At 65.9% G+C, this 13247-nt stretch carries 11 protein-coding genes; 10 read left to right on the top strand and 1 reads right to left on the bottom strand.

Going from position 1 to position 13247, the window contains the following annotated elements:
• Positions 1–236 precede the first annotated feature (236 nt).
• Both N5C28_RS06085 and N5C28_RS06080 read left to right on the top strand, forming a co-directional pair.
• Positions 237–1457 carry a hypothetical protein gene (locus tag N5C28_RS06085; protein ID WP_279821090.1) on the top strand — a complete coding sequence of 407 codons (1221 nt, stop codon included), beginning with the start codon at positions 237–239 and terminating at the stop codon, positions 1455–1457.
• Between the two features lie 210 nt (positions 1458–1667).
• Complete coding sequence (locus tag N5C28_RS06080; protein WP_279821089.1) at positions 1668–2585, top strand: DMT family transporter; 918 nt, start codon at positions 1668–1670, stop codon at positions 2583–2585.
• A 12-nt stretch (positions 2586–2597) separates the two neighbouring features.
• Here the strand turns inward: N5C28_RS06080 and N5C28_RS06075 are convergent, their stop codons facing one another.
• Positions 2598–3491 (bottom strand): LysR family transcriptional regulator, encoded by an 894-nt coding sequence (locus tag N5C28_RS06075; RefSeq protein WP_279821088.1) that lies wholly within the window; start codon positions 3489–3491, stop codon positions 2598–2600.
• Positions 3492–3734: 243 nt separating this feature from the next.
• Between N5C28_RS06075 and N5C28_RS06070 the strand changes: the two genes are divergently transcribed.
• The 8 genes from N5C28_RS06070 (at position 3735) to N5C28_RS06035 (ending at position 13223) form a co-directional block, all read left to right on the top strand.
• Positions 3735–4577: a sugar phosphate isomerase/epimerase gene (locus N5C28_RS06070; protein WP_279821087.1), complete on the top strand. Its 843-nt coding sequence runs from the start codon at positions 3735–3737 to the stop codon at positions 4575–4577.
• Between the two features lie 9 nt (positions 4578–4586).
• Positions 4587–5627 (top strand): 2-oxoglutarate and iron-dependent oxygenase domain-containing protein, encoded by a 1041-nt coding sequence (locus N5C28_RS06065; RefSeq protein ID WP_279821086.1) that lies wholly within the window; start codon positions 4587–4589, stop codon positions 5625–5627.
• Between the two features lie 43 nt (positions 5628–5670).
• Complete coding sequence (locus N5C28_RS06060) at positions 5671–6480, top strand: ABC transporter substrate-binding protein (protein ID WP_279821085.1); 810 nt, start codon at positions 5671–5673, stop codon at positions 6478–6480.
• Positions 6481–6617: 137 nt separating this feature from the next.
• A complete protein-coding gene (locus N5C28_RS06055) occupies positions 6618–8135 on the top strand; it encodes an amino acid ABC transporter permease/ATP-binding protein (protein ID WP_279821084.1) in 1518 nt (505 codons plus the stop codon).
• Positions 8132–8851, top strand: coding sequence for a class II aldolase/adducin family protein (locus N5C28_RS06050; RefSeq protein ID WP_279821083.1), 720 nt, complete (start codon positions 8132–8134; stop codon positions 8849–8851). The genes N5C28_RS06055 and N5C28_RS06050 overlap by 4 nt, the downstream gene beginning before the upstream one ends.
• A 135-nt stretch (positions 8852–8986) precedes the next feature.
• Positions 8987–9946 carry an agmatinase gene (gene speB, locus N5C28_RS06045; RefSeq protein ID WP_279821082.1) on the top strand — a complete coding sequence of 320 codons (960 nt, stop codon included), beginning with the start codon at positions 8987–8989 and terminating at the stop codon, positions 9944–9946.
• 222 nt (positions 9947–10168) lie between these two features.
• Positions 10169–11548: a sodium:solute symporter gene (locus N5C28_RS06040; protein ID WP_279821081.1), complete on the top strand. Its 1380-nt coding sequence runs from the start codon at positions 10169–10171 to the stop codon at positions 11546–11548.
• Between the two features lie 73 nt (positions 11549–11621).
• Positions 11622–13223: a 5-guanidino-2-oxopentanoate decarboxylase gene (locus tag N5C28_RS06035; RefSeq protein ID WP_279821080.1), complete on the top strand. Its 1602-nt coding sequence runs from the start codon at positions 11622–11624 to the stop codon at positions 13221–13223.
• The last annotated feature ends 24 nt before the right edge of the window (positions 13224–13247 follow it).

The raw sequence follows: 13247 nt of genomic DNA, 5'->3' as shown, positions 1-13247 counted from the left end.
CAAATATAAATAATTGTTTTAAATGAAATTTATCTCGACAGAAGAACCCTCTCGGCTGGCACAGTTTCTGCTCTTTCCCCTCTGCCTCAACCTTTAAAAGTTTTCATCTGTAAAACAATAAAAAAACCGATCCATACGCTGCACTTTATTCGACACATCTCGATTTTTATCACGCCATTGTTCAGGCGAGGGGAGCGTGTTGTCGCAGGAAAGTGCTCAACCTGAAGGGCATTAATATGAACAACTATGTATTGAGCCTCGGTTTGCTGTTCAGCAGTACCGCCTGCCTGGCAACCGAACCCGTCTCCGACAAACCGCCGGCGGCAAAGAAACCCTTCCCGCACATGACCTGGCACAGCGACGATGGTCAGAGCACCCTGGACATAGGCGGAACCCTGCGCACCAACTACCGCAACGAGCACTGGGAGACCACCGAAAACAACGGCCGCTTCCTGTTCGATACCTTTCGCCTCGACGTGCAAGCCAGCCACCAGCAACTGTTCAGCGATATTGGCTACTGGTTCCAGGACGACGGCAAACGCTCCATCGACCGCGGCTACATCGGCTATCGCTTCACCCCTCAGGCCAATCTGCAACTGGGTGCGCCCTTCAAACCGTTCGGCCTGGAGCCCTACCCGCAATTCGGCTGGACCTACCACATCCCGTTCTTCATGGGCTACGCCTCCAGCGCCGGCGCAGGCCTCAAGTACAGCTACAAGGACCCTAACTGGAACCTGCAACTGGGCTATTTCCCTCGCATGATGCCGTCCAGCCTGCGCTACTCCCCCGAAGTCGGCCGCTATGCCGATCTCGCGGACAATGCCGTGCCCGTTGCCCATTCGCGCCAGGACAACGAAAAGCGTAATCAGCTCAATGGCCGGCTCGCCCGGACGTTCAGCGGCGAAGACTGGAAGACCGAAATCGGCGCCTCGCTGGCCGCTGCCCAGCTGTACAACGCCACCACCGATGACAATGGCAGCTACTGGGCCGGCGGCGTGCACGCCATCCTCAATCGCGGGCCATGGACCCTGACCAGCCAGGCGATTCGATATGAATACGATCCAAAGAACCCCGCAGGCGTCAGCGAAGACTCGGTGCTGATGGGCGGTAACGGCCTGACGCCGGCCTTCCTGATCGCCTCGAAGGCAACCATTGCCACCGTCAGCCTTGGCTACGACGTATTCACCCCGAACCTGGGCCAACTGAAGAAGATCAAGCTGTACACGGACTACAGCCGGATGATGAAAGACAAGAACGGCTGGGACGATTCGCAGATGTTCACCGTTGGCGCGCAGTTCCTGGCCATGCCGATCATGGCCTGGATCGATTTCACCTGGGCACGCAACGCCAATCCGTTTGGCGGTGCCGAGAACGGCACCGGGTGGAGCAGCACCAGCTCGGTTGGCAGCAACGACTGGTACCACCGGACCAACATCAACATCGGCTATTACTTCTGATCTTAAAGCCCGCCCGACAACTGCCGGGCGGGCCCTTCTCATCACATGGAACGCCCTCTCCCAGGCAACGCCACCGTAGCCTCCTGCTTCACAGGGAGGCGTTAGGTGTTGCGAAATCCTGGGCCCCTCGATTTAAAAGCCGAATCCGGATTGCCTTGGCGTCTTCGCCCGGCAACACTGCATGCCTCTGTACCCCACGAGGAGGTCACTGTGCGTCTTGTCGATCTGTTGCGCCTGCTTTCCCTGGCCGCCATCTGGGGCGCGAGCTTTCTGTTCATGCGCATCGTAGCGCCGGTGCTGGGCAGCGTGCCGACCGCGTTCTTCCGCGCCAGCCTGGGCATGCTCGGCCTGCTGGCGGTGTTGCTGCTGATGCGGGTGAGCTGGGATTTTCGCGGCAAGCTCAGGCATTGCCTGGTGCTCGGGGTGATCAACGCCGGCCTGCCGTCGGTAATGTACTGCCTGGCGGCGCTGGTGCTGCCGGCCGGTTACTCGGCAATCCTCAACGCCACCACCCCCATGATGGGCGTGCTGATCGGCATGCTGTTCTTCTCTGAAGCGATCACGCCCAGCAAGGCGGCAGGCGTGGCACTGGGGTTGTTCGGCGTGGGCGTACTGACCCAGACCGGCCCGGTGGACTTCGACCTGTCGCTGCTGCTCGGCGCTGGCGCCTGCCTGGTGGCGACCGCCTGCTACGGCTTCGCCGGCTTCCTGACCCGACGCTGGATCGGCCAGCAAGGCGGCCTGGACAACCGGCTCACGGCGTTCGCCAGCCTGTGCGGCGCCAGTCTGTTCATACTGCCGCTGTTCGGTGGTTCATTGATCGTGCAACCACCGGCCAGTTGGGGTGGCCTGGAGGTCTGGCTGTCGCTGGCGGGCCTGGGCTTCGTCTGCACCGCGTTCGCCTACGTCCTGTACTTCCGCCTGCTGAGCGACGTCGGCCCGATCAAGGCCTCGACCACCACCTTCCTGATCCCCCCGTTCGGGGTGCTGTGGGGCGCCCTGCTGCTGGACGAGCCGCTGTCCTGGAGCTACCTGTACGGCGGCGTGCTGATCGCCATCGCCCTGTGGCTGGTGGTGCGCACGCCGGCATTGCCGGCGGCGGTGCCTGCCGCGCCGAAGCAGGGCTGACAGCGAACCGGCTCAGGCCTGGTTGAGCTGGGTCTTGAGCAGGTCGCGGAAGGTCTGGATCAGCGGTTCGCGCGACCGCCCGCGGCGCAGGATCAGGGAAAACGGCGCCTGGTAGCCGAAGGTCGCCGGGGACAGCACCCGCAGTTTCCCCGACTCGACCCAATGCTGGGCGTAGTGCTCGGGCAGGTAGCCGATGTAGGCGCCGGACAGCACCAGGATCAGTTGCGCCTCCATGGACTCCACCGTCGCCGCGCTGTGCTTGAAACCATGGCGGGCCAGCTCCGCCTGGCTCCAGTAGCCACGGCCGACCATGCGCTGCTGGGTGATCAGCTCGATGGGGATGCGCCGCTGCTCGAACAGCGGGTGGCGCTCACTGCAATACAGCCAGTGCTGCTCGCGGTACAGCGGCTGGTAGATCAGGCCGTTCATCCGCGTGGAGAAGGCGCCGATGGCCAGCTCCAGGCGATTGTCCATCACCGCCAACTGCAATTCGTAGGGGCTCATCACCGACAGGTGCAGGTGCACGCCGGGGTATTCCTGGCTGTAGGCACCGATCACCTCGGCCAGTGGCAAGGCCGGGTCGCTGACGGTGGAGTCCAGCACCCCCAGATTCAGGGTGCCACGCAACTCGCCCTTGAGCGCCGCCGAGTAGCGCTCGAAGCCTTCCAGTTCGCCGAGCAGGCGCAGGGTTTCCTGGTGGAACAGTTCGCCCTTGCTGGTCAGGCTGAAGCCGCCCCGCCCGCGGTGGCACAGGACGATGCCGAGCTGGCTTTCCAGCTGGCTCATGTAGGTGCTGATCGCCGAGGTGGACAGGTTCAGTTCCTGCTGCGCGGCGGCAAAGCCCTGATGGCGGACGATGGCGGCGAAGATGCGCAGCAGTTTCAGGTCGGGCAAGGTAAAGGACATGGCGGGCCGCACAGCGAGAACGGGAAGCCAGTGTAGCGCTGCTGTCGCAACGGCGGCACCCTGCTCCGCCCCTTTAGTTCAGGATTTACTGAACTAAGAATTTGTTGAAGAGGATTTATCCCGCACGCCAACCGGCCAAGAATGAGGCCATAACGAGGTACCGGCTCCAGCCGGATACCACCGGGCGCCATGCCGCGCCCCTTGCCAAGCTGCCGCAGACCCTCGCCCTCTCAGGAGATGGCCATGCGACTGGAACTCTTCCGCACCCTCTGGGGGTATCGCGGCAGTTGGCAACAGGCACTCGACGAATTGCTCGGTGCCGGTTTCGACGGCCTCGAAGCCCGCGTTCCCGAAACCGCCGTGCAGCGCAGCAGCAACGCCCGCCTGCTGCGCGAGCAGCACATCCCCTATATCGCCACCCTGTTCACCTCCACCCCGGTGCTGCCGCGCCAGAGCGACTCACCCAAGGTGCACCTGCAGGACCTCGCCGACAAGCTCGGTTGGGCGGCGGAACTGTCGCCGCGCCTGGTCAATATCCTGGCTGGCAACGACCGCTGGTCCCTGGCAGAACAGGTCGACTTCTTCGGTCGCGCCGCCGAACTGGGCCAGCGCAGCGGCCTGCACTGCTGCTTCGAGATCCACCGGGGGCGTTCCCTCTACAGCCCCTGGGTGACCCTCGACCTGATCCGCCAGGTGCCTGAGCTGCGCTTCACCAGCGACATCAGCCACTGGGTGGTGACCTGCGAGCGCCTGCTGGACGACGCCATCGATGACCTGACCCCCTTCACCGAGCGGGTCGACCATATCCAGGCCCGGGTCGGCTACGACCAGGGCCCGCAGGTGCCCCACCCCGGCGCGCCGGAATACGCCGACACCCTGGCCTTTCACCAGCGCCACTGGGAAACCATCTGGACCAGCCAGCAGCGCCGGGGCCAAGCCGTCACCAGCATGACCCCCGAATTCGGCCCAGACGGTTACCTGCACCACCTGCCCTTCACCGACGTGCCAGTCGCCGACCTGTGGCAGCTGAACCAGTGGATGGCGCGCAACGAGCGCCAGCACTTCCATCGTTTCACCAGCCGCTGAGAACCCGTGATGACCCACACCGCCAAGCATTTCACCGAAATCCCCGTGGTCGATATCGCCGGCCTGTTCAGCGACGACCTCGCCGATCGCCAGGCCGTGGCCGACGCCCTGGGCCGCGCCGCCCGCGAGGTCGGTTTCCTCTATATCAGCGGCCACGGCATCGACCCGGCGCTGATCGATGGTCTGCACCGGGCGGCCGAGCGCTACTTCGCCCAGCCGCTGGACGCCAAGATGCAGCACTACATCGGCACGTCGGAAAGCCACAAGGGCTTCGTGCCCGAAGGCGAGGAGCGTTACTCCCTGGGCAAGCCGGACCACAAGGAAGCCTTCGACATCGGCTTCGAGGTCCCCGCCGACAACCCGCTGTTCCTGGCCGGCACCCCGCTGCTGGGGCCGAACCACTGGCCGAGCGTGCCGGACTTCAAGGAAGCCGTGCAGGCCTACTACGCGCAGATATTCCAGCTCGGCCGGGTGCTGTTCCGTGGCTTTGCCCTGGCCCTCGACCTGCCCGAACACACCTTCGACGACATGGCCAACTTCCCGCCGTCCAAGCTGCGCCTGATCCACTACCCCTACGACGGCGATGCCCACGACGCCCCCGGCATCGGCGCCCACACCGACTACGAGTGCTTCACCATCCTGCTCGCCGACCGCCCGGGCCTGGAGGTGATGAACGACCTCGGCCAGTGGATCGATGCGCCGCCGCGCGACGGCGCCTTCGTCGTCAACATCGGCGACATGCTCGAAGTGATGAGCGCCGGCACCTTCGTCGCCACCTCACACCGCGTGCGCAAGGTCAGCGAGGAGCGTTACTCCTTCCCGTTCTTCTATGCCTGCGACTACCACACGCAGATCCGCCCGCTGCCGCAGTTCGAAGCCGAAGGCCAGCCCTACGAGGCCATCAGCATCGGCGAGCACATGTGGAGCCAGGCCTTGCAGACCTACCAATACCTGAAGAAGCGCGTCGAGGACGGGCACCTGCAGTTGCCCGAACGCGCGCGTCGGCCCTCCAGCTTCGGCCACCTGAAGCACCAGCCCGACGCCCTGTGATTTCCACCTGCCAACACAACACCCTGATCCGGAGATAACGACAATGGCAATCCGCACCTCGATCCGCAGCACCACCCTGGCCAGCTGCGTACTGGCCGGCCTGTTCCAGTTCGGCGCCGCCCAGGCCGCCGACGCCCCGAAGACCATCGCCAGCGGCGAGCTGAAGGTGGGTATGGAAATCTCCTACCCGCCGTTCGAGTACTACGAAGGCGACAAGGTGATGGGCTTCGACCCCGAAGTCTCCACCGAACTGGCCAAGCGCCTGGGCCTCAGCGCCAGCTTCGATGACACGCGCTTTCCCAACCTGATCCTGGGTCTCAACGCCGGGCGCTTCGACGCCATCATCTCCGGCATGTACATCCTGCCGGAGCGCCTGGAACAGGCCGACGCCATCCCCTACGCCAAGACCGGCGCGGCGATCATGGTGCGCAGCAACGCCGAGAAGAAACCCGCCACCCCAGAAGAGCTGTGCGGCCTGACCGTCGGCCTGCAGCAGGGCACCTCGTGGATTCCGGCCCTGCAAAAAGTCTCCGACGGCTACTGCAAGGAACAGGGCGCTGGCACCATCACCATCAACCAGTACCCGACCACCTCGGAAACCTCGCAAGCCCTGCTCTCCGGCCATATCCAGGCGCACCTGGAAATCGACGCCGCCTCGCTGCTGATCGTCGACAAGGCCCGGGGCCGCATCGCCATCAGTTCGAAGAACGCCATCTACCCGCAGGTGCTGGGCATCTACGTGAAGAAAGGCAACGCCCCGCTGCTCGACTCGCTGAAAACCGCCCTGGACGAATTCAAGGCCAGCGGCGACTACGCCGAGCTGCTGAAGAAATACAACCTGGAAGAGGCCTGAGCTGGACCTGTGGGAGAGGCTTCAGCAGTGCTCAGTCGCGGCTGAAGCCCCTCCCACATCTCCCAGGCAACACACTGGCGGCCGGCACCTGATCCGGCCGCTAACCCTTTTTTCGGTTTGAGCCGCGGGTGCACTGCATGCAATTCGAATGGAGCTATTTCTTCTCCCTGTTCTCCATGCCGGCCTTCTGGCTGGCCTGCTGGACGGTGGTCAAGCTCAGCGCCCTGGCCTGGCTGATCGGCCTGGTGCTGGGCTTCGGCCTGGCCAGCGCCAAACAGGCCGACAGCCGCTGGCTGCGCCTGCCGGCCTCGACCTACGTGTGGTTCTTCCGCAGCGTGCCGCTGCTGGTGCTGCTGATCTTCGTCTACAACCTGCCGCAACTGCTGCCGGGCAGCGGCGGCCTGCTGTCGCAGCCGTTCTACGCCGGCCTGATCGCCCTGGTATTGACCGAAGCGGCGTACATGGCCGAGATTCACCGCGGCGGCCTGCTGTCCGTGGCCAAGGGGCAGCGTGAAGCCGCCCGGGCGCTGGGCATCAGCAGCCTCGGCACACAGCGCCTGATCGTGGTGCCACAAGCCTTTCGCATCGCCCTGCCGACCCTGACCAACGAATACGTGACCATCGTCAAGCTGACCTCGCTGGTCTCGGTGATCTCGCTGACCGAACTGCTGCTGGTCGGCCAGCGCCTCTATGCGCAGAACTTCCTGGTGCTGGAAACCCTTGGCGCCGTGGCGGTGTACTACGTGCTGATCGTCACCCTGTTTGGCTGGGGCCTGCAGTACCTGGAACGCCACCTCGACCTGAGCCGGCGCAAGCCGGACACCCTGGACGACCCCGCAGTCGCCGCGCTGCGCACCACCCTGCCGACCCTGGCCAACCGCGCCGCGTCGGTGCAGGCCCCCGGCACGCCGGATGCGCTGCGCCTGAGCAACCTGCACAAGCACTACGGCAACCACCACGTGCTCAAGGGCATCGACCTCACCGTGAAGCCCGGCGAAGTGGTGTCGATCATTGGCCCCTCCGGCTCCGGCAAAACCTCGCTGATCCGCACCATCAACGGCCTGGAGCGCATCGACCAGGGCGAGATCGTGCTGTTCGGCGAACACTTCATCCAGGCCGGCGACCGCCCGGACAACCGTCGCCAGCGCGACGGCGTACGGCGCATCGGCATGGTGTTCCAGAACTTCAACCTGTTCCCGCACCGCACCATCCTCGACAACGTCCAGCTGGCGCCGCGCTATCACCGCCTGGACAGCCGCGAGACGCTGCGCGCCGAGGCCCTGGCCCTGCTCGACAAGGTCGGCCTGCTGGCCCACGCCGACAAGTACCCGCACCAGCTCTCCGGCGGCCAGCAACAGCGCGTGGCCATCGCCCGCGCCCTGGCGATGAAGCCGGACATCATGCTGTTCGACGAACCCACCTCGGCCCTCGACCCCGAGCTGGTCGGCGACGTGCTGGCGGTGATCCGCGCCCTGGCCCGCGAGGGCATGACCCTGCTGATCGTCACCCACGAGATGGACTTCGCCATGTCCATCTCCGACCGCGTGCTGTTCATGGAAGACGGCCACGTGCAACTGGATGCCGCGCCCGACGCCATTCGCCACGGCGAACACGAGCGCGTGCGCCGCTTCATCGGCCTGGAGACCCCGGCATGAATGACCTCGACACCCTGCGCCGCGACCTCGCCGCGGCCTACCGCCTGGCTGCCCTGTTCGGCTGGGACGACACCCTCTACACCCACTTCTCCGTGCGCCTGCCGGGGGACGAGCCGCGCTTTCTGATCAACCCGTTCGGCCTGTTCTTCGAGGAAATCCGCGCCAGCGACCTGATCGTGGTCGACATGCACGGTAAGGTGGTGGAAGGCCGGGCCGACTACAACGTCGCCGGGTTCACCATCCACAGCGCGGTGCACATGGCCCGCGACGACGCCCACTGCGTGATCCACACCCACACCCTGGCCGGCATGGCGGTGGCCGCCCAGGACGACGGCCTGCTGCAACTCAACCAGATCAGCACCGAATTCCACCAGCGGGTCGGCTACCACGCCTACGAGGGCGTGGCCCTGGACCTGGACGAACGCCGGCGCATCCAGGCGTCGCTGGGCGACCACATCGCCCTGATCCTGCGTCACCACGGCCTGCTCAGCGTCGGCGCCAGCGTGGCCGATGCCTTCGCCATCATGTTCTACCTGAACCGCGCCTGCGAAATTCAGCTGGCGGCCACCGGTAGCGGCAGGCCGGTAACCCCGATTCCCGAGCACCTCAGCCGGCACGCCTGCGAACAGCTGCAAGGCGCCGAATGGCAGCGACAACTGCTGTGGCAGGCCTGGTTGCGCAAGCTGGATCGCCTCGATCCGAGCTATCGGGACTAGCGCCAAGCCCACTAAGACGGGGCTTTGCGGCTCAGTTCAGGAATCCCTGAACTGATTTTTTGCCCCCACGGATTTTTCCCAACGCGTGGCTGACCAAGAATTCGGCCACAACCATAACGAGCCTGAGGCCTTCCCATGGACAAGACCCTGCACCAACCCCTGGGTGGCAACGAGATGCCCCGCTTCGGTGGCATCGCCACCATGATGCGCCTGCCGCACATCCAGTCCGCGGAGGAAAAGCGCCAGCTCGACGCGGCCTTCGTCGGCATCCCGCTGGACATCGGCACCTCGCTGCGTTCCGGGACCCGCTTCGGCCCCCGCGAGATCCGCGCCCAGTCGGTGATGATCCGCCCCTACAACATGGCCACCGGCGCCGCCCCCTTCGACTCGATCAACGTGGCCGACATCGGTGACGTGGCGATCAACACCTTCAACCTGCTCGACGCCGTGCGCATCATCGAAGCGGCCTATGACGAGATCGTCGAATACGGCATCAAGCCGCTGACCCTGGGTGGCGACCACACCATCACCCTGCCGATCCTGCGGGCCCTGCACAAGAAGTACGGCAAGATCGGCCTGGTCCACGTCGACGCCCACGCCGACGTCAACGACCACATGTTCGGCGAGAAGATCGCCCACGGCACCACCTTCCGCCGCGCCCAGGAAGAAGGCCTGCTCGACAGCCAGCGCGTGGTGCAGATCGGCCTGCGCGCCCAGGGCTACACCGCCGAGGACTTCAACTGGAGCCGCAAGCAGGGCTTCCGCGTGGTGCAGGCCGAAGAGTGCTGGCACCAGTCGCTGGCGCCGCTGATGGCCGAAGTGCGTGACAAGGTCGGTGGCGGCCCGGTGTACCTGTCCTTCGACATCGACGGCATCGACCCGGCCTGGGCGCCCGGCACCGGCACCCCGGAAATCGGCGGGCTGACCACCATCCAGGCCATGGAGATCATCCGTGGCTGCCAGGGCCTGGACCTGATCGGCGGCGACCTGGTGGAGGTCTCGCCGCCCTACGACACCACCGGCAACACCTCGCTGCTCGGTGCCAACCTGCTCTACGAAATGCTCTGTGTACTGCCCGGTGTCCAGCGCCGCTGACACCCGCTCGCCATAACAACAACAAGACGGCCGCCCACGGGCGGCTCAGGAGACGTGACATGCATACCCTTTCCCTGCCCCTGCGCGCCTGCCACTTCGAAGTGAGCCCGCCGCCGGACCTGCCCCGTCCTTCCGGCCTGCGCCCCTGAGGCGCGCCCACCGAACGCTTCGAACCGCGGGCGCACTGCGCTCGCCCCATGCCAGCAACATGAGAACAAGAAGATGATCCTGGATATTTCCGTTGTCGTCATATACGCCGCCGCCATGCTGTTGCTCGGCTGGTACGGCATGCGCCGCGCGCGCAATCAGGAAGACTACCTGGTGGCCGGCCGCAACCTCGGCCCGGCCTTCTACCTGGGCACCATGGCCGCCACCGTGCTCGGCGGCGCGGCCACCGTCGGCACCGTGCGCCTGGGGTACGTGCACGGCATTTCCGGCTTCTGGCTGTGCGCCGCGCTGGGCGCCGGCATCATCGTGCTCAACCTGTTCCTGGCCAAGCCGCTGCTCAAGCTGCGGATCTACACCGTCACCCAGATCCTCGAACGCCGCTACACCCCCATGGCCCGCCAGGCCAGCGCGGTGGTGATGTTCGCCTACGCCCTGATGATCGCCGTGGTCTCCACCCTGGCCAGCGGCACCGTGCTGCAGGTGCTGTTCGACCTGCCGTTCTGGGTCGCCATCCTGCTCGCAGGTGGCGTCGTGGTGGTGTATTCGAGTATCGGCGGCATGTGGTCGCTGACCCTCACCGACATCGTGCAGTTCGCGATCAAGACCATCGGCCTGATGCTGGTGCTGCTGCCGATCTGCCTGTATCGCGTCGGCGGCTGGGACGAACTGGTGGCCAGGCTGCCGGACACCGCGTTCAGCTTCACCACCATCGGCTACGACACCATCCTCACCTACTTCCTGATCTACTTCTTCGGCATCCTGATCGGCCAGGACATCTGGCAGCGGGTGTTCACCGCCCGCAGCGAAGGGGTGGCACGGGTGGCCGGTAGCCTGGCCGGCGTGTACTGCGTGATCTACGGCCTGGTCGGCGCACTGATCGGCATGTGTGCCAAAGTGCTGCTGCCGGAGCTGGACAACCCCAACAACGCCTTTGCCGCCGTGGTCCAGGACGCCCTGCCGAACGGCATTCGCGGCCTGGTGATCGCCGCCGCCCTGGCCGCCATGATGTCCACCGCCAGCGCCGGCCTGCTTGCCGCCTCGACCACCGTCACCGAAGACCTGCTGCCGAAACTGCGTGGCGGCCGCGCCTCGACCCTTGGTCTGGCGCGCCTGTTCACCCTGCTCACCGGGCTGGTGGTGCTCGGTATCGCCCTGGTGGTCAACGACGTGATCGGCGCCCTGACCCTGGCCTACAACCTGCTGGTCGGCGGCATCCTGATCCCGATGCTCGGCGCCATCTACTGGAAACGCGCCACCACCGCCGGCGCCGTCGCCAGCATGGCCCTGGGCTGCGGCACCGCGCTGGTGTTCATGTTCCGCGACGGCCTGGAGGCCAACACGCCGATCTACTACAGCCTGGCCGTCGGCCTGCTGGCCTTCGTCATCGGCAGCCTGCTGACCCGGCCCCAGGTGCGGGCCACCAGCCTGGCGTGACGCGACGCGCTACCCTCAACCCACGGTGCCGGCCCTGAGCCGGCACCTCGATGTCCAGCACAAGGAACCGATCATGACCACCTGCGGCGAATACCTCGTCAAACAACTGCAGGCCTGGGGCGTCGACACCGTCTTCGGCATCCCCGGGGTGCACACGGTCGAGCTCTACCGCGGCCTGCCGTCCAGCGGCATCCGCCACATCACCCCGCGCCACGAACAGGGCGCCGGCTTCATGGCCGACGGCTACGCGCGGGTGACCGGCCAGCCGGGGGTGTGCTTCATCATCACCGGCCCCGGCATGACCAACATCCTCACCGCCATGGGCCAGGCCTACGCCGACTCGATCCCGATGCTGGTGATCTCCAGCGTCAACGAGCGCGAGCGCCTCGGCCTGGGCAAAGGCTACCTGCACGAGTTGCCCAACCAGCGGGCCATGACCGCGGGTGTGACCGCCTTCAGCCACACCGTCATGAGCGTCGAGCAACTGCCCGAGGTGCTGGCCCGCGCCTTCGCCGTGTTCGAGGGCGAACGGCCGCGCCCGGTGCACATCGAACTGCCGCTGGACATCATCACCGCCGACGCCTCGCACATGCCGCTGGCGCCTCGCCCTGAAGTACGCCGCCCGGCGCCGAACCGCACGCTGATCCGCCAGGCTGCCGACCTGCTGAAACAGGCCCGGCAACCGCTGCTGCTGCTCGGTGGCGGTTGCGTCAGCGCCGAGGCCGAAGCCCGCGCCCTGGCCGCCGCACTCGACATCCCCACCGCCCTGACCATCAATGCCAAGGGCCTGCTGCCACCGGGCCACCCGCTGCTGCTCGGCAGCAACCAGTCACTGGTGCCGGTGCGCGAGCTGGCGCTGGAGGCGGACGTGGTGCTGGCCATCGGCACCGAGCTGGGAGAAACCGATTACGACGTGGTATTCGACGGCAACTTCAAGCTGCCGGGGCGGCTGATCCGCATCGACATCGACGCCCAGCAGTTGCAGCGCAACTTCACGCCGCACCTGGCGATCCAGGGCGATGCCCGCCTGGCCATGCGCATGCTGCTGGCCGAGTTCGGCTCCCAGGAGCTGAACCCCAACAGCCCTGGCGCCGAGCGAACCGCCGCCGTCCAGGCGCGCCTGGGTGAAGAGTTCAGCGGCTGGGCCCACTACCGCCAGCTGTTCGACACGATCCTGGACGCCCTGCCCGATGCCCGCTTCGTCGGCGACTCGACGCAGACCGTCTACAGCGGCAACCACCTGGTGGAGCTGGACGGCGCGCGGCGCTGGTTCAATTCGTCCACCGGTTACGGCACCCTGGGCTACGGGTTGCCGGCGGCGATCGGCGCCACGCTGGCCGAACCGGGGCGCCCGGTGATCAGCCTGATGGGCGACGGCGGCCTGCAGTTCTCCCTGCCGGAGCTGGCCAGTGCGGTGGAGGCGAACGTCGGCATCATCGTGCTGCTGTGGAACAACAGCGGTTACGGCGAGATCAAGCGCTACATGCAGCGCCGCGACATCACCCCGATCGCCGTCGACATCTACACCCCGGACCTGCTGGCCATCGCCCGTGGCTTTGGCTGCGCAGCCGAGCGCGCCCGCGACCACGCCCACCTGGCCGAGCTGCTGCGCGGCGCCCCGGCGGACCGGCCGCTGGTCATCGAGGTCCGTGAAGAAGCGCCCTTCCACCCCTGATCACTGCCGCTCGCGCACGACGCG

The sequence above is a fragment of the Pseudomonas sp. GD03944 genome (genome assembly GCF_029839275.1).
In the GTDB taxonomy this organism is placed as follows: Bacteria; Pseudomonadota; Gammaproteobacteria; order Pseudomonadales; family Pseudomonadaceae; genus Aquipseudomonas.
The sequence above is the reverse complement of the archived record's forward strand: the minus strand, read 5'-3'. Positions and strand labels throughout refer to the sequence as shown.

Excerpts from the sequence above, each read along its gene's own strand:
- N5C28_RS06085 (WP_279821090.1), top strand. The coding sequence starts at position 237 with ATGAACAACTATGTATTGAGCCTCGGTTTGCTGTTCAGCAGTACCGCC.
- N5C28_RS06075 (WP_279821088.1), bottom strand. The coding sequence starts at position 3,491 with ATGTCCTTTACCTTGCCCGACCTGAAACTGCTGCGCATCTTCGCCGCC.
- N5C28_RS06070 (WP_279821087.1), top strand. The coding sequence starts at position 3,735 with ATGCGACTGGAACTCTTCCGCACCCTCTGGGGGTATCGCGGCAGTTGG.
- N5C28_RS06065 (WP_279821086.1), top strand. The coding sequence starts at position 4,587 with ATGACCCACACCGCCAAGCATTTCACCGAAATCCCCGTGGTCGATATC.
- N5C28_RS06060 (WP_279821085.1), top strand. The coding sequence starts at position 5,671 with ATGGCAATCCGCACCTCGATCCGCAGCACCACCCTGGCCAGCTGCGTA.
- N5C28_RS06055 (WP_279821084.1), top strand. The coding sequence starts at position 6,618 with ATGCAATTCGAATGGAGCTATTTCTTCTCCCTGTTCTCCATGCCGGCC.
- N5C28_RS06050 (WP_279821083.1), top strand. The coding sequence starts at position 8,132 with ATGAATGACCTCGACACCCTGCGCCGCGACCTCGCCGCGGCCTACCGC.
- speB (WP_279821082.1), top strand. The coding sequence starts at position 8,987 with ATGGACAAGACCCTGCACCAACCCCTGGGTGGCAACGAGATGCCCCGC.
- N5C28_RS06040 (WP_279821081.1), top strand. The coding sequence starts at position 10,169 with ATGATCCTGGATATTTCCGTTGTCGTCATATACGCCGCCGCCATGCTG.
- N5C28_RS06035 (WP_279821080.1), top strand. The coding sequence starts at position 11,622 with ATGACCACCTGCGGCGAATACCTCGTCAAACAACTGCAGGCCTGGGGC.